At 44.6% G+C, this 15169-nt stretch carries 13 protein-coding genes and 1 tRNA gene; 5 read left to right on the plus strand and 9 right to left on the minus strand.

Features of this window, described 5'->3' with window-relative positions; genetic code table 11:
- Positions 1-33 precede the first annotated feature (33 nt).
- On the minus strand, positions 34-732 hold the full coding sequence (locus BMZ72_RS13850) for an HAD family hydrolase (protein ID WP_089809244.1): 699 nt from the start codon (positions 730-732) through the stop codon (positions 34-36).
- 137 nt (positions 733-869) lie between these two features.
- Here BMZ72_RS13850 and BMZ72_RS13855 point away from each other — a divergent pair, with 137 nt between their 5' ends.
- From BMZ72_RS13855 to BMZ72_RS13865, 3 genes are all read left to right on the plus strand, one after another.
- Positions 870-2318, plus strand: a complete 1449-nt coding sequence (locus BMZ72_RS13855; RefSeq protein ID WP_089809246.1) for an SDR family oxidoreductase — start codon at positions 870-872, stop codon at positions 2316-2318.
- Between the two features lie 31 nt (positions 2319-2349).
- Positions 2350-3156 (plus strand): TerC family protein, encoded by an 807-nt coding sequence (locus BMZ72_RS13860; protein WP_089809248.1) that lies wholly within the window; start codon positions 2350-2352, stop codon positions 3154-3156.
- A 111-nt stretch (positions 3157-3267) separates the two neighbouring features.
- The gene (locus BMZ72_RS13865) at positions 3268-3933 is read left to right on the plus strand and encodes a methyltransferase domain-containing protein (RefSeq protein WP_089809250.1); all 666 of its coding nucleotides are present in this window, start codon (positions 3268-3270) and stop codon (positions 3931-3933) included.
- 2 nt (positions 3934-3935) lie between these two features.
- On the opposite strand, the gene BMZ72_RS13870 is transcribed toward BMZ72_RS13865, so the two are convergent.
- The 4 genes from BMZ72_RS13870 to BMZ72_RS13885 all read right to left on the minus strand — a co-directional run bounded on the left by BMZ72_RS13870 (position 3936) and on the right by BMZ72_RS13885 (position 6376).
- The gene (locus BMZ72_RS13870) at positions 3936-4331 is read right to left on the minus strand and encodes an acyl-CoA thioesterase (protein ID WP_089809252.1); all 396 of its coding nucleotides are present in this window, start codon (positions 4329-4331) and stop codon (positions 3936-3938) included.
- 142 nt (positions 4332-4473) lie between these two features.
- Positions 4474-4544: transfer RNA gene (locus BMZ72_RS13875), tRNA-Gln, on the minus strand.
- Positions 4545-4717: 173 nt separating this feature from the next.
- The gene (locus BMZ72_RS13880) at positions 4718-5770 is read right to left on the minus strand and encodes a glycosyltransferase family 9 protein (RefSeq protein ID WP_089809254.1); all 1053 of its coding nucleotides are present in this window, start codon (positions 5768-5770) and stop codon (positions 4718-4720) included.
- A 3-nt stretch (positions 5771-5773) separates the two neighbouring features.
- Positions 5774-6376, minus strand: coding sequence for a DUF4254 domain-containing protein (locus BMZ72_RS13885; RefSeq protein WP_089809255.1), 603 nt, complete (start codon positions 6374-6376; stop codon positions 5774-5776).
- Between the two features lie 154 nt (positions 6377-6530).
- Between BMZ72_RS13885 and BMZ72_RS13890 the strand changes: the two genes are divergently transcribed.
- Together BMZ72_RS13890 and BMZ72_RS13895 are read left to right on the plus strand one after the other, a co-directional pair.
- Positions 6531-7049, plus strand: a complete 519-nt coding sequence (locus BMZ72_RS13890) for an RNA polymerase sigma-70 factor (RefSeq protein ID WP_089809257.1) — start codon at positions 6531-6533, stop codon at positions 7047-7049.
- A 20-nt stretch (positions 7050-7069) separates the two neighbouring features.
- A complete protein-coding gene (locus BMZ72_RS13895; RefSeq protein ID WP_089809259.1) occupies positions 7070-8452 on the plus strand; it encodes a S41 family peptidase in 1383 nt (460 codons plus the stop codon).
- Positions 8453-8583: 131 nt separating this feature from the next.
- On the opposite strand, the gene BMZ72_RS13900 is transcribed toward BMZ72_RS13895, so the two are convergent.
- From BMZ72_RS13900 to BMZ72_RS13915, 4 genes are all read right to left on the minus strand, one after another.
- Complete coding sequence (locus BMZ72_RS13900; protein ID WP_089809261.1) at positions 8584-9336, minus strand: DUF4397 domain-containing protein; 753 nt, start codon at positions 9334-9336, stop codon at positions 8584-8586.
- A gap of 69 nt (positions 9337-9405) precedes the next feature.
- Positions 9406-10779: a hypothetical protein gene (locus tag BMZ72_RS13905; RefSeq protein WP_089809262.1), complete on the minus strand. Its 1374-nt coding sequence runs from the start codon at positions 10777-10779 to the stop codon at positions 9406-9408.
- Between the two features lie 92 nt (positions 10780-10871).
- Positions 10872-14030, minus strand: coding sequence for a TonB-dependent receptor domain-containing protein (locus BMZ72_RS13910; protein ID WP_089809264.1), 3159 nt, complete (start codon positions 14028-14030; stop codon positions 10872-10874).
- Between the two features lie 111 nt (positions 14031-14141).
- Complete coding sequence (locus BMZ72_RS13915) at positions 14142-15116, minus strand: FecR family protein (RefSeq protein ID WP_089809266.1); 975 nt, start codon at positions 15114-15116, stop codon at positions 14142-14144.
- Between the last annotated feature and the right edge of the window lie 53 nt (positions 15117-15169).

The raw sequence follows: 15169 nt of genomic DNA on the forward strand, positions 1-15169 counted from the left end.
GATGGTTACTCAGTAAAAATTACTGGTTATGGTTTACAATGACGTCGCGTACAACAATGGCAAGACTTCTGAAATATTTCCGACCTGTCTGAAATTAGGGTTATCGATATGCACATCTACATGTTCATGTTCCCAGGTAATATGATAGGGAATATGAATAGCGCTTCCACCAATACCCAGTACCGGTAATACGTCTGATTTCAGGGAATTACCGATCATCAGAAACTGATCTGGTGTGATATCCAGGTGTTTTAACAGTTTACGGTAGTCTCCTTCCTGTTTATCAGACATCACTTCCACATGGTGAAAATAGTGCAGGACACCGGAATTACGCAGTTTACGTTCCTGATCCAGCAGATCACCCTTTGTAGCAACGACCAGGCGGTACTGATCTTTCAGTGTGGATAGTACTTCAGGTACGCCGTCCAGTATTTCTACCGGTCTGGCCAGCAGGGATTTGCCATATTCGATAATTTTCTCCACTGCACTGATATCAATGGTTTTATTGGATACTGTCAGGGCTGTTTCTATCATTGACAGCATAAATCCTTTAATACCATAGCCGTAAAGGGACAGGTTTTTGATCTCTGTCTGCAGTAGTTCACGTGCGACGGTGTGCTGTGGTAAATAGCTCTCCATCAGTTGGCAAAACTCAGCTTCTGTTTCGCGGAAATAGGGTTCATTGATCCATAATGTATCATCCGCATCAAAGGCAATTACTTTTATACTCATATATCTTCAGACTAGGGGGTTAATGTAACAAAAGTATCCAATAAGTATGGGTTTTCCGTGTTTTTTAATCATAAAAGTTCACTGCTGTACTGGTGCAGATTTTGTAGTAATTAACCTGTATACCAATAACTTTCATTGTGAATATACTGCTTACAGGCGCAAATGGCTACATAGGTCAGCGATTGATTCCGGTATTACTGGAACAGGGCCATCGTATTACCTGTTGTGTAAGGGACAGGGACAGGTTTAACCAGCAGCATAACTATCCGGTTGATATTATCGAAATCGACTTTCTGCAGCCGCAGGCGACAGTCTTTCCCACCGATATTGATGTAGCTTATTACCTGGTACATTCTATGAGCAGCGGTGGACAATTTGAGGAAAAAGAAGCGGATTCTGCAAGAACGTTTGTGCGGCTGATCAGCCCTACAAATTGCCAGCAGGTGATCTATCTGACCGGAATAGTCAATCAGCAGGAATTATCCAGGCATCTTGGCTCCCGGTTAATGGTGGAGAATATCCTGAAAGAAGGTCCTGTTCCGCTGACGGCATTAAGAGCCGGTATTATTGTTGGCTCAGGAAGCGCCTCTTTTGAGATCATTAGGGACCTGGTAGAGAAATTACCGGTAATGGTCACCCCAAGGTGGCTGAACACCCATTGTCAGCCTATTGGGATCAGAGATGTCATTTTCTTTCTCTGTGGTGTATTGGGGAAAAAGGCTACCTATCACGCCAATTATGACATAGCCGGTCCGGAAGTATTGACCTATAAACAGCTATTACTGCAATATGCAGCGGTCAGGAAGCTGAAAAGATATATTCTTATCCTGCCGGTCATGACGCCCCGGCTCTCTTCTTACTGGCTTTATTTCATTACATCCACTTCTTACAAACTTGCAGTCAATCTTGTTGACAGTATGAAGGTAGACGTAACGGCGCGGCCCAATAAACTTGCAGAAGATCTGGGCATACATTTACTCACCTACAAACAGGCTGTTGAGCTGGCATTTGGGAAAATAGAGCAGAATCTTGTGACAAGCAGCTGGAAGGATTCTTTCTCTTCGACCAATACCCCTCAAACGTGGATGGACAACATCGAAGTACCCAGTTTTGGTTGTTTGAAAGATGAGCAGTCCATTACAATTGAACAGGATGACAGCCTTGTCCTTAACAATATCTGGAAGATCGGCGGTAATAACGGCTGGTATTATGCAAACACGCTGTGGCGGATACGCGGTTTTCTCGATAAGCTTGTCGGAGGGGTGGGACTACGCAGGGGCAGGCGGGATCCGGTAGATATACATGCGGGCGATGCCCTTGATTTCTGGCGGGTGCTGGTGGCAGATAAAAAACAACGGAGACTTTTATTATTTGCGGAAATGAAGTTGCCGGGCGAGGCGTGGCTGGAATTCCAGATAACGGAAAAAAACAGTCAGTCTATACTGAAACAAACGGCCACATTTCGCCCGCGAGGCTTATGGGGCAGGCTCTACTGGTTTACAATGCTTCCTTTCCATTACTTTATTTTCGGAGGCATGATTCGCCGGTTATCAAATGGAATTTCTGGTAAACCGAAAAAACTGTAAGATTGCTGTTTCAACTTAATGCGAACTAAACATGGAAAATATTTTTTCCGCTGAGGGTCTGTTTACAATAGACTCACTGATCAGCCTTTTGACCTTAAGCTTACTTGAAATTGTACTGGGTATTGACAACATTGTTTTCATCTCTATCCTGGCGGGCAAATTGCCCGCAGAAAAACAGAAAAAAGCGCGCCGGCTGGGTCTTACACTGGCGATGTTTGTTCGCATCCTGCTTTTACTATCTATCAGCTGGATCATGTCCCTTACCACCCCTCTTTTTAACGTTGGCGAATGGATCGGTATTGGTTCTGAGAAATGGCTGGAAGCAACGGCTATTTCCGGCAGGGATCTTATTCTGTTAATAGGTGGCCTGTTCCTGATCTATAAAAGTACTGCGGAGATCCATGAAAAACTGGAGGGAGGAGAACACAGCACCGGGCCAGTCAAACCGGCGAGTTTTACCCGGACGATCATCCAGATCCTGCTGCTGGATATTGTATTTTCCCTTGATTCTGTGATCACAGCGGTGGGTATGGCTGATCATATCCAGATCATGATCGTTGCGGTAATTATCGCGGTAGGCGTCATGGTAGTGGCGGCAGAAGGTATCAGTAATTTTGTGAATAAACATCCTACCGTGAAAATGCTGGCGCTTTCGTTCCTGTTACTGATCGGTGTATCACTGATCGCAGAAAGCTTTGAACAGCATATTCCCAAGGGGTATATCTATTTTGCCATGGCATTCTCTGTATTTATTGAAATGCTGAATCTGAAGATGAAATCAAAGAGTACAAAACCCGTACAGTTACATCAGCCAAGGCTGAAAGACAGCGACCTATAGCATCGCTCACCGGTCTCATCTCCCGGAATTTACTTAAATTAGCGTGTTATTCTTATACCCTACAACCTGAGAATAGTCGTACTGTAAGCGGATTACGGTGCAATGAACATTATGAGGTACCTGTTATATTTTATTTACATCGGATGGCATTGGGGCGTAGACCTGGCTTTCTTCATTATCAGGCATGAGATCCGTGGAGAAAAGAAGTATGGTATCCGTACAATTGGCACAGACAGTCTGGCGGCAGAAGTATCAGAAGAAGACAGGAAACATGTAGCCATGTATGAACCTGTGAACTATTATACGGCTACCTGGCTGCTTGACCATGTGCAGCCTGCAGACCTCTCCACTACCCTGCTGGATGTAGGTTGTGGCAGAGGACGAGTACTCGCGATGGGAGCAGCATATGGTTTCCAGGCACTGGCCGGCATTGACTTCTCCCCCCGCTTATACCAGGCGTCTATCCGGATGCGTGATAGCCTGTATGACCGGTATAAGAACATCCGAATCAATATATCCTGTGAAGACGCCAGAGAGTATACCATTCCTGAAACAGTAGGCGTTATTTTTCTGTTTAACCCCTTCGATGAAACGATCATGGAAGCGTTCATCAGTAAAGTGAAAGAAAGCCTTCAGCGGCGGCAGCGCCCCCTGAAAATACTCTATGCCAATCCCCAGTGTAAGCAACAATGGTTAGATGCCGGTTTCCAGGAAACCGATTCCTTTGTAAAAATGGAGATCCTTAAAGGGTGTGTATTGGTAAATACACTTTCCTAGCACTATTCATCTTCGCGCAGACGCTCATCTGTATAGGTGATCTTTGTGCGACCGTGTGGCCAGGGAGTACCACTTTCATCCAGGCTGACGAATACCATTTTATCCACGGTGAGGATCACTTTCTGCGTGATCTTATTCCTGACCTGGCAGGCCAATGTCAGGGAGGTTCTTCCAAAATGAGTAGCTTTTATCCCCAGCTCTACAATATCGCCCTGTTTGGCTGAGCTTACAAAGTTGATCTCGGACATGTATTTTGTCACACATCTGTTGGTACCCAACTGAATAATAGTATAGATAGCTGCCTCTTCGTCTATCCAACGCAGCAGACTGCCTCCAAATAAAGTTCCATGTGCATTCAGGTCTTCAGGTTTTACCCATTTACGTGTATAGAAGTTCATTGCTCAATAATTTAACCGTCCCCGGATATTGAGTGCAAAATTAAAATACAAGCAGACAAAATACGAATGAATTTCAGGGGGAGTGTTCAGCGGGAGAAAAATACGGGCATAAAAAAAACCGCTGCGAGAGCGGTTTTTTTTGTTGTCCTACCAGGATTCGAACCTAGACAGTCTGAACCAAAATCAGATGTACTACCATTATACTATAGGACAAACTATATCTTTAAAATATCTTCTTTCCTTTTAGCCACAAACCGATGTTTTCGTTTCCGGAGGGGATCAACAGATTCAGTATCTGTCTTACTCCTTTTGTACCGCGGCGCACCGTGATTTGGGATGGCGAAATTAGTATTTTTTCCTAATCTACAAAAAAAAGTTTTAAAAATTTAGGATTCACCGACCACTTTTGTCACTTTCTCAGTAATTGCAGTGGGTGGAATCCATTCCATACAGGCATGATCACCACGAAAACAGGGCTTATTACCAAATATGGAACAAGGGCGGCAGGAAAGGCTTTCCAGTTGCACGGCATTATCTTCCGTCTGTCCGAAACCCATAAACCCTGCAAAAGGATGTGTAGCGCCCCATACAGAAACAACCGGTACACCAAAAAGAGAGGCCAGGTGCATATTGGCGGAATCCATGCTGATCATGGTATCCATATTGCTGATAATAGCCATTTCTTCCGGTAAACGGAATCTGCCTGCCACGATGATCGCTTCGGGATATTTTACCGCCAGTGTAGTGAGCTGTGTGACTTCAGCGGCTCCCCCTCCCATCAGCAGTACTTTTGTCTGCTTCTTTTTCACAAGTGCAGCCAGTACTTCTTCCATTTTTGCCAGGGGATACGTTTTCTCTTTATAGGTGGCAAATGGCGCCAGTCCGATCCACTTATCTCCGTTTTTTGGCCCTGTGACTTCCTGTATGGCCGCTGTTAACTCCTGACGTCCAAATACAGGCTGTTTTGGATAAATAGTGACAGAGAGTCCCAGTTGCCTGAAAACGGCCGCATATCGCTCTATAGTGCTTGTTAAAGGTATCAGGATCTTTTCTTCCGGACGGGCAAGTGCTTTCTTTTCAGCACGGCCTTTATCGATCGCAGCTACTTTGCGGCCACTCAGCCGGAAAAACGAGCGTACGATCTGTGAGCGCAATACATGGTGGAGGTCAGCAACTGCGTCAATTTTATGTGCTTTGCTGATTTCCCTGAAAAGCCGGTATAAGCCCTTGAATCCCTTATGTGCTCCTTTCAGATCGGCAGGGAAAAAGATCAGGCGGGGAATACCGGCACAAAGGGCGCCCCAGTTCCTGTTCGATACAAAAACGATCTGTATACCGGGATTTTGTTCCAATACCTGCTGCATCACGGGAATAGTCATTGCTACGTCTCCCATGGCAGAAAACCGGATTGCCAGTATTGTTCTCAGTTTTTCAGGCATAAATTATTTTCCCTTGTAGAGCACCGGATTTAAGGAAGGATCGTTGTACATCTTCATCTGCTTGTACACTTTCATGTATTTTCTGCCAGCAGCGATATCTTCCAGCAACTGCGTGATAGCGCTACCCAGATCCTGGCGTTGTTCCAGCAGAATATCCAGTTTACGCTGGCAGGCTTCCCGGTGTTCTGATGTCGCATCCGGACGGGTCGCTTCTTCACGCATGTGATAGATCTTGAGCGCCAGGATGGACAGACGGTCAATCGCCCATGCCGGACTTTCGGTATTGATAGCAGCGCCGGCAACCGGAGCTGTATTTTTATATTGTTCAAGAAAATAGCTGTCAACATACTCTACAACGTCAGTACGTTCCTGATTGGAACGATCAATCCAACGCTTGATTTCCAATGCTTTTACCGGGTCGATCAATGGATCGCGGATGATATCCTCCAGATGCCACTGTACAGTGTCAATCCAGTTTTTCAGATACAGCAGGTGTTCAAAGGCTGATTTTTCATAGGGATTGTTGATAGGCTGGTGCACACTATTGTGCACATGATAATCAGCAATACACTGATCAAATATTTGATTGTACAATTCTGTAGACATGAGGCAAATGTATATAAATTGGTGAAATTGTTTATAATAGACCAGTACTCCACCGTTTCCATCCGCTGAAATCCCCTGCTGTTCAAGCTTAACATTCAAGTAACATGTACTACTTACATTTATTTTCCATTATAGCAACCATATATCAAACTCTATGTCTGATAACCCATCCAGGATACTCTTTGGTCAATTATTTGAAGCCAACAGGGAAAAGGTGTACCGGTTCGCATTCAAACTTACCGACGACCGGCAACGGGCGGAGGAAGTGACACAACAATGTTTCATCAAACTATGGGAAAACATCCATAAGGTACATAAAGACCAGGATGTATTTCCTCTCTTATTTGTATTTGTAAAACATATTGTGATCGATGAAACGAGAAAACTATACCGAGAAAGAAAGTCATTATCACAACTGTCATCCAACCAGGTCTCATCAGACAGGGGGGACGAAGATACACTGATGCGCAAGGAATTCAGTGAACAGGTTCACAAACTGATCGAACAGATGCCGGAACAACGCCGGAATATTTATCTGCTTAGCCGCGACAAAGGAAAAAGTCACAAAGAGATTGCAGACCAGCTAAGTCTGTCGCCCACTACTGTAAGAAATCACCTTAACCTCGCCCTGCAATACATCAGGCGGGAAATGATGGCTCATTACGATATGTAATTCAATCAACCCAATCCGATATGTACCGCAAACCCCTTACTGCCCTGACCTTATCTTTACTGTTAATTGCCTGTAAAAAAGACGATGTGGTCAAACCGGCCGTTCCTACCGGACCTGTTACCCGGCAGGAGATCAATACCTGGATACTGGATAGTATGCGGTATTTCTATTTGTGGAATAATGGACTGCCTGCCCTGGCGGACAGTCAGCATGCTGCCACCGCTTTCTTTGCAGGATTAAAAGACAAGGCAGACCGTTTTTCTGTGATCTATCAGCAGGATGATCCATCCAGCTTTCCAAAATATATGCTCTACGCTTTTGGCATCACTTTCAATGTCATCAGCTACCCTGCTGCACCTGGCGGAGCGATAGGCGTGACCGGACTTGTCGTACCTGGTTCCGGCGCCGCCATACTGGGTATAAAAAGAGGTGATTATTTTACTGCCATCAATGGTACCACTCTTACGACAACCAACGCTGCTTCACTCAGTCAGGAAATACTCAATAGTGGTAACGCAGTACTGAATATGGCCACCATCAATGGAAATACCGTACAGAAAGGAGAAGATATTCCCCTCACTGCACGCACCATCCGTGAACAACCTATATACAAACAAAGCATACAGCATGTCAACGGAAAGACGGTTGCTTATCTGTTTTACAATGCATTTGATGATTACTACAATTTGAATGTGCTGAATGCTTTTAAACAGTTCAAAGATGCCGGCGCAACAGAACTTATATTGGATCTCCGGTATAATGCCGGTGGCAGTGTAACCGGCGCTGCATTGCTAAATGCCCTGATCGCACCCGGGATCAATGAGAATAGTGTGTTTGCAAAATATGGCGGCAATGACAATATGGGCCAACGCACAGTTTCCTATAAATCAGCACTCTCAGTTCCTGAAAGTGGTAGTCCTATAACATTTAGTGGATTAACGGCTGGCAGACTTGCCCTGCAACGGGTATTTATCCTGACAGGTCCGCAAACCGCTTCCGCTGCAGAACTGACTATCAATACACTGAAGTCTTATATGCAGGTTGTACAGATCGGACTGGGCACATTGGGAAAAGATAAAGCGGCTGTTATTATTACAGACATGCGTTCACCGCAACGTATTCCTTATACGATGCTGCCACTTACCTACAATCTTGCCAACGCAAAGGGAGAAGGCGGTTATGTCAATGGGATTACGCCTGACTATCGTATAGATGAATTGTCTGTATTACCGCTGTCGCCTGTAGGTGATGCTGAAGATCCACTGATCGCAAAAGCAGTTTCGATTATATCAGGCGGTGGCAGAGAACGGGCATATCCGGAGACGGTGGTACAAAGATATTTTGATGCGCAGGCGACCATTGCAGATAGGAATGTATTAAAGATACCAACAGCATTGCGATAAAAAAAGGTATGCTGTAGATACAACATACCACTTCGTGAAACATTCTAGGAGATGTTATCAGCGGATAACATCATATTGTATAAAGGGGTTAATGTCCGTCTTTTAAGTCGAGCTTTTTACCAGCATCGATTTTAATAAGCTGCGGCTTCAGTAAAAAAACGCCATTTACCTCTTGTTTGTCTTCCTTTTACAGATACGATCTGACGCTGTCCGGGAAGGAAAGTTGTAGAAATATCTGTGAGTGCGAGACCATCACCCAGGTATTCACCTGTCGTTCTGTTTTTAAGTCTGATAATATATTGGATCGGCACTTCATTTTCAGTAACCGCAATTATTTTCTGTTCAGGGTGTAGTTTATTCTTTTCCAGATTATCCCAGGATACGCCTGTGTCTTCATACTCCGCTCCGTTGAATCTGAATAAGAGTGCATCTACATGTACATCATCCGCCTGTAGTTCAACAGGCAGTTGATTGAAGAGGAAAAATACGCCTGAGTCAGCAGGTATATTTTCAGCACTACCGGTAATAAAACTCTGAATGCCCAGTTCTGCACTATATGCCAGTTTTAGAGGCACGCGATCGCCTGGAGCAGCAGTCAGCACGGTATCCAGTAAAAGGATGTCAGTGCCTGCTTTTTTAAATGATATTGTACTTGGCTGGTTGGCCGCAAGCATCATAGGTGTTGCTAACCCTTTTGTTGTTCCTGCGGCAAGTGAATCAATTATTTTGTCTCCAACATAAATATCAACAGTAGTGGTACCAGGTAATGCGAGCAATTCTGCCGTAAAAGAAGCAAAATAAAATTCATTGACAGGTTCCCCCTTTCTGCAGGCTGCCAGTAACACAACGGCAGCTAATAAAATTACCTTTGAAATTCTCAGCATGTTTTTGTTTATTTTAAAGAAAGTGTGGAGAGCAATGCTCTCCACACTTACAACAGTGATGACTATATCTTAGTTTCCGAAACGAGAGAAACCAACAGTCCAGTCAGCGCCACCAAAGGTGAACGCACCTGCGTTATACGTGAAAGCTTCGCCTGTAGACTGAGGGAAGAAACCAGCAGCAGTAGTTCCGAATGGAGCAACCAGTTTAATGTCAGCGTTAGGATCAGCAGTTACGTAACCACCGTTCAGGTTTGTAGCCAGCGCGTACAGTGTAGCTGAAGTCAGACATGCACTTGCACCTTCGATAGTGAAAGGACCATATGGGCTTGTGAAAGCGTGTACCAGGTTGTTGTCCAGTACAGACAGACCTCTGAAGTAAGCACATGGAGTGTTGCTTGGAGAAGTACCGTCCAGAGAGATACCAGTGTTGAAGCCCATGAAGATAGAGTTCTTCACGTCAAAACGGGAGCTTCTTCTGAAATGAGCACCACGACCATATTTACCTGTACCAGATGGAGCACCGGTTGTAGTAGACGCCAGTGTAGCGTTAGGCAGACCGATGATAGTCATGTGGTTGATAACTGGTTTAGTGATCGGAGTTTTAGTTGAATCACCTGTAGCCAGGTTATCACACTCGATACCGTTAGACTGGCTCTTGTCAGCGCGAGTCTGGTCAGACAGACCTAATGCATAGTTGATAGTACCGCTGAAGCTGTTGTCGAAATCGAACATATCATCCAGTGGATAAGCAGCGATCAGGTAAGAAGCGCTAACAGAACCACCGAAGAATTCGAATGCATCATCTTTAGATTTGTACACTTCAACGTGGTTGATTGTAGTACCGGAACCAACACCAGCGAGTGTCAGACCGTTCAGTTCGTTGTCAGTAGACAGTTCGTAACCAGCATACTCGATTCTTACATAAGTCAGAACACCTGAGTTGTCGTTAGTTACTGTACCACCATAATAAGCGCTTGCAGGAGGTGTACCACCGATACCTTCTACGAGAGCAGAATCACCCTGGTTGATGTTAGCTTTACCTAAAACTACTACACCACCCCAGTCACCAGAAACAGGAGATGCCTGGTCAGAAGTGAAGAGAATTGGAGCTGTCTGAGTACCAGCAGCGTTGATTTTAGCACCACGGGTGATAACCAGTGTACCACCTGGAGCGCCTTTGATACCCTGAACCAGTGCACCTGGAGCGATTGTCAGTGTAGCGTTGTTAGAAACGTACACGATACCGCTCAGTTTGTAGATCTTACAGTCACCGAGATACAGGTTAGAAGTGATTACACCTGAGATGGTACTGTCACCACAAGTGTGGGCTGCTGCAGCAGCTGTCAATGGACGATCGTTTACGACATTGTTTTCTTTCTTACAAGCAGTGCTGAAAGCGATCAGCGCTACTGCAACGGAAAGAATCAGAGATTGTTTTCTCATGGGTTCTCGTTTTGAGTTTGTTTGTTTTTTGGTTTGTGTCTGAGTTTTACCTGATCAGGGTTTTATCTCGGGTTTACGCGTATGCAAAAAGCTTAAAAATTATACGTGAGTGTTGCACTGAAGGTCCTGCCTGGCTTAGCCTGATAATCTATACGGTCTGTGTCTTTCTGGTAAAGCAGGTCTTTGATGCCTGGGTCTTTTTTGTTTGTACTGATAGCTTCGTCTTTATAGAAATTGCGATATACGATTGAATAACTGTTCAGCAGGTTAGAGACATTCAGGCGTACCAGCATCTTTTCTTTCAGGAGTTTGATTCCCAGCTGTGCATCCAATGCTTCCAGCGGGCGTTCGAACAATGATTCGCTGTAGTATAAAGCAGGCCTGAACATTCTGTTACTAACATAGTTGTACACCAGACTGAATGAAGCAGGTTTTGCGTCATAATAAAATCCTGCATTCACCATGTAGTTGCTCGCACCTGTCTGTGGTCTTTTCTCCTCTCTTCTTTCTACTTCTGTTGGCAATACTTTGTTGGGATTATTTGGATCCATTCTGTTGAAGTCAACATCCAGTGGCGTCACACGTGCATCAAGTGCTGTAAAGTTTCCATACAGGGTGATATTCTTAATCACAGGAACCTTTGTAAATGCCAGGCTCTTTCTCACCTCTACTTCCAGTCCGTAGTTCTTTGCCCGGCTATTATTCTTCAGATAATATAACCTGATATCACCTTGTTTGTAGATCTCCATCGGTGCATTGAAATTCTTGTAGAATAAGGATGCAGAGATGATCTCACCAGGACCTGGATACCATTCGTAGCGTACATCGAAGTGTTGTACGGTGGTTGATTTTACCAGATTGCTCTCATAAGCGCCACCCAGTTCGAAATCATACTCACGGAAGAAAGACAATTCTCTCAGGTCCGGACGGATGATACTCTTTGCATAAGAAGCACGGAGGTTCATTGACTGGTTCAGACTGTAGGTCAGGTTCGCTGATGGGAACAGGTGCCAGTTCGGTTCGCGGTTCAGGATTGCGCTGTAGTCCAGTTCCTGCCCTGCTGGTCTTGAACCATTGATCGCTCTGAAAACAGAATCCAGTACACCGTTGATATTATTCAGGTTATAATATTCTGCTCTTACGCCCCATACCAGTCTCCACTTCTCATTGATCTTATTATCTAACATCGCATACAGACCATGCAGTGCTGCTGTCTTGTGAAAATCATCAGAGAACTCGCTCATGTATATTTCACCGCCTCTTGCAGGAGAAAATGCATGTGCTAATGGTGGATAGTCACTTGTGTTAAATCCTTTGGAGCCGGTGTTCAATACGTAGAACAGTCTGTCTTTGCTCCATCCTGCATAACCTGTTTTAAACACGTTATCTGTGTGAAGATTGCCGGTACCCAATGTGAACGGCACTGTTACAGCCACATCCCAGTTGTAGTCCTTTTCATAGGCGCGGCTCCACCAGCGTAAAGCACCTTCACTGATAACGGTATTGATCGGGTTACTGATGTTGAATTCATTGGAAGGCAGTTTGCTGTCTTTCATTACGTCAGCCAGCATCTGATGGTTGTCTGGTCTTGATCTGTCCAGCAACACGTAACTACCTAACCATTTTAATTTGACACCACGTTTACCTATCGCCTGTTCACCTTTGAGCTGATTCTGCCAAAGCGAGGTCTGGTTTGTCAGGTCATAGTATGCCAGCATATAACCAGAAGGATCTACGTGCTGACCAGTACCCAGCAGTAACTGCTGATCAAGTGAACGGAGGTATAAACTCTGTAAACTTATTTTAGTGCGTTCGCTTCTGTAACCAATACCAAGGAGTCCACCCAGGTTGGTACCGAACTCATAACGTTTACCGTTCAGATAGCCGTCAAAACCATCTCTGCTCATGACGATGTCTTTTGTCTGAAAAGTATTTCTGTAGCTGGCAGAGGCAACGATACCGAGTTGTTTCGTACCGCCCAGTTTTATTACCTTACCACCTGACAACTGATAGTTCTGAGAGGCAGGTGCTTTCATTTCATATACACCCCAGTTATTACTGAACTGTTTGAAATCCTTGTTGCTGGCATTATACTTTGCAATCACGTCTGCAGAACTATTCCACTTTTTCTCTCCCAGCAGGTCACGATGATCGGATGCTTTTGCCCAGTATTCTTTTCCTTCGAGTTTCAGTGTGCGGAAGCTCTCTCCTGTTGTCAGACTATTGATACTACCACCAACACCTATATTGAAAAAGTTCTGTGTAGGTATATCGAGTGTATTTACTTCTACCAGACCGCCACCAAATTCAGCGCTGCGATCAGGTGTTAATGTTTTCACTACGATCACATTTTCCACAATATTGGAGGGTATGATATCAAAGCTGAAGTTCTTTCTGTTCAGCTCTGTACTGGGCATTACCTGGCCGTTCAATACTGCCTGATTGTAACGCTCACTGAGACCACGTACGACTACATATTTGTTATCTACAGTAGAGATACCGGTAACACGTTTCAATACTTCGCCGATATTCTTATCCGGTGTACGGCTGATCTGCTCAGAACTGATACCGTCAGTGATAGCGGCATTGTTCTTCTGTATGGCATACAAGCCTTCTACAGATGCGCGTTTATAGTTTCCGGTAACAGTCACCTCTTTCAGGCGGGAGCTGCTGCTTTTTAGTATGATATCCAGCGGTGTGATATCACCTTCTTTTACGATCACCTCTGTTACCTTACGCGTATCGTAAGACACAAAGCTGAATGTAACAGTATATGTACCAGGTGTCAGGTTCAGTTCATACGAGCCATCAACATTGGACACTACTCCTGTTCCTCCATCTACCTGAATGGTTACACCTGGTAATGCTTCATTTTTATTATCAACGACCTTTCCTTTCACCCGTCCTTTCTCCTTCACAGCAGACTTTTCCTGCTTACCCTGTTTCAGGGCGACGGTATTGTTAGCAAATGCGATATCAATAGGCGCATAAATGTCCAGGTAACTCAATACCTGCGAAAGTGGCTGTCCATTGAACTTTACTGCTTCCAGTGAGCAATGCGACAGATAATCCGGATCGTAAGCGAATGTATAAGATGTTTGTTGTTCAAGCGATTTAACAACAGCTGCTGCATTTGTGTGTTGCAGATTCACAGACACTTTGTCCCCTAATGATTGATAAGATTGTCCCACCAGTACAGCAGGGAAACCCGCTGCACCAAAACATAACAGGAAAGCTTTCCAACTGTGCATAACTCTCCCATTACAAAATCTGTTTGTAGATTTTTGCATACTTTAGAAATTGCTATTTGATAGTAAATAAATACAGGCTAGGGTATCCCCGATAAATTATGTTGTGACCTTTTAATTTTTTCCCGTAGTTATCTCATACGTGTTATCATCCTTTTTAATGACCTGAAAACCGTGTACATATTGTATGGCTTCCAGTATGTTCTGTACCGGTGCTCCTGCGCGGAATACCCCGGATACCTTGTGTAATCCTGCTACTTTTTTACTGACTACGATCTTACATCCATAGCGGGCCTGTAATTTTGCGAATACATCTTCCAGTGCAGCTTTATCAAATACTAGCTTACCATTTCTCCAGTCCATCACTTCTCTGATACTGAATTCTGTGGGATGGGATAAGCGGGTTCCATCATAACGCACCATTTCTCCGGGTTGTAATATCAGGGAAAAAGACTGACTGGTGACGGCCACCTTTCCCTGTACCAGGCTCACCTGGATACTACCATCTGCATAATTACCAGTGGAAATATTAAAGGAAGTACCGAGCGCTATAGTTTTCAGGTCACCGGTGTGTACACTGAAAGATCTTGTCGGATCCTGTGCTACTTCAAAGAACGCCTCTCCCTTCAACCAGACTTCCCTGCTGGTGTCGTTATAGTTATTGGGATAAATTACTGTCGAATGGGGAGCGAGCCATACCCGTGACCCGTCGGTCATTGTCATCAGCTTAATACTTTTATCATTGTTGGCAAGGGTATCCCATGTAAGCGCCAGGGTCGCTTTTCCACCATTACGCTGTCTCATCTGAAACAGCCAGGTACAAACGCCCAGCAACATCACTACGGCTGCCGCGATACTATACCATCTGCTATATATTAATGTGCCTTTCTTTTCCTTTGTGGTCATCTGCGTTACAGGCAGTTCTCTTTCCTGTGGAATTTCATTTTCTACCTCTTCATACATCGCCTGAAACCACTCATCTGCTTCCGGCGTCTCTGACTGATCAAGATAAGCCGCAACCTGTTCAGCTTCCGCAGCTGTACAGTCACCTTTGAAGTATTTTTCCAGTAATTGCTTATCTATATTCATTTCCGGTATTCGTAGTCCTGATTATTTCAATTTACAAAGAGAGTACGCCGGAG

It is taken from the genome of Chitinophaga sp. YR627, assembly GCF_900114995.1.
Classification (GTDB): Bacteria; Bacteroidota; Bacteroidia; order Chitinophagales; family Chitinophagaceae; genus Chitinophaga.

Bases quoted from the DNA above. Each gene is read 5' to 3' on its own strand.
- BMZ72_RS13850 (WP_089809244.1), bottom strand. From the start codon at position 732: ATGAGTATAAAAGTAATTGCCTTTGATGCGGATGATACATTATGGATC.
- BMZ72_RS13860 (WP_089809248.1), top strand. From the start codon at position 2,350: ATGGAAAATATTTTTTCCGCTGAGGGTCTGTTTACAATAGACTCACTG.
- BMZ72_RS13865 (WP_089809250.1), top strand. From the start codon at position 3,268: ATGAGGTACCTGTTATATTTTATTTACATCGGATGGCATTGGGGCGTA.
- BMZ72_RS13870 (WP_089809252.1), bottom strand. From the start codon at position 4,331: ATGAACTTCTATACACGTAAATGGGTAAAACCTGAAGACCTGAATGCA.
- BMZ72_RS13880 (WP_089809254.1), bottom strand. From the start codon at position 5,770: ATGCCTGAAAAACTGAGAACAATACTGGCAATCCGGTTTTCTGCCATG.
- BMZ72_RS13885 (WP_089809255.1), bottom strand. From the start codon at position 6,376: ATGTCTACAGAATTGTACAATCAAATATTTGATCAGTGTATTGCTGAT.
- BMZ72_RS13890 (WP_089809257.1), top strand. From the start codon at position 6,531: ATGTCTGATAACCCATCCAGGATACTCTTTGGTCAATTATTTGAAGCC.
- BMZ72_RS13895 (WP_089809259.1), top strand. From the start codon at position 7,070: ATGTACCGCAAACCCCTTACTGCCCTGACCTTATCTTTACTGTTAATT.
- BMZ72_RS13900 (WP_089809261.1), bottom strand. From the start codon at position 9,336: ATGCTGAGAATTTCAAAGGTAATTTTATTAGCTGCCGTTGTGTTACTG.
- BMZ72_RS13905 (WP_089809262.1), bottom strand. From the start codon at position 10,779: ATGAGAAAACAATCTCTGATTCTTTCCGTTGCAGTAGCGCTGATCGCT.
- BMZ72_RS13910 (WP_089809264.1), bottom strand. From the start codon at position 14,030: ATGCACAGTTGGAAAGCTTTCCTGTTATGTTTTGGTGCAGCGGGTTTC.
- BMZ72_RS13915 (WP_089809266.1), bottom strand. From the start codon at position 15,116: ATGAATATAGATAAGCAATTACTGGAAAAATACTTCAAAGGTGACTGT.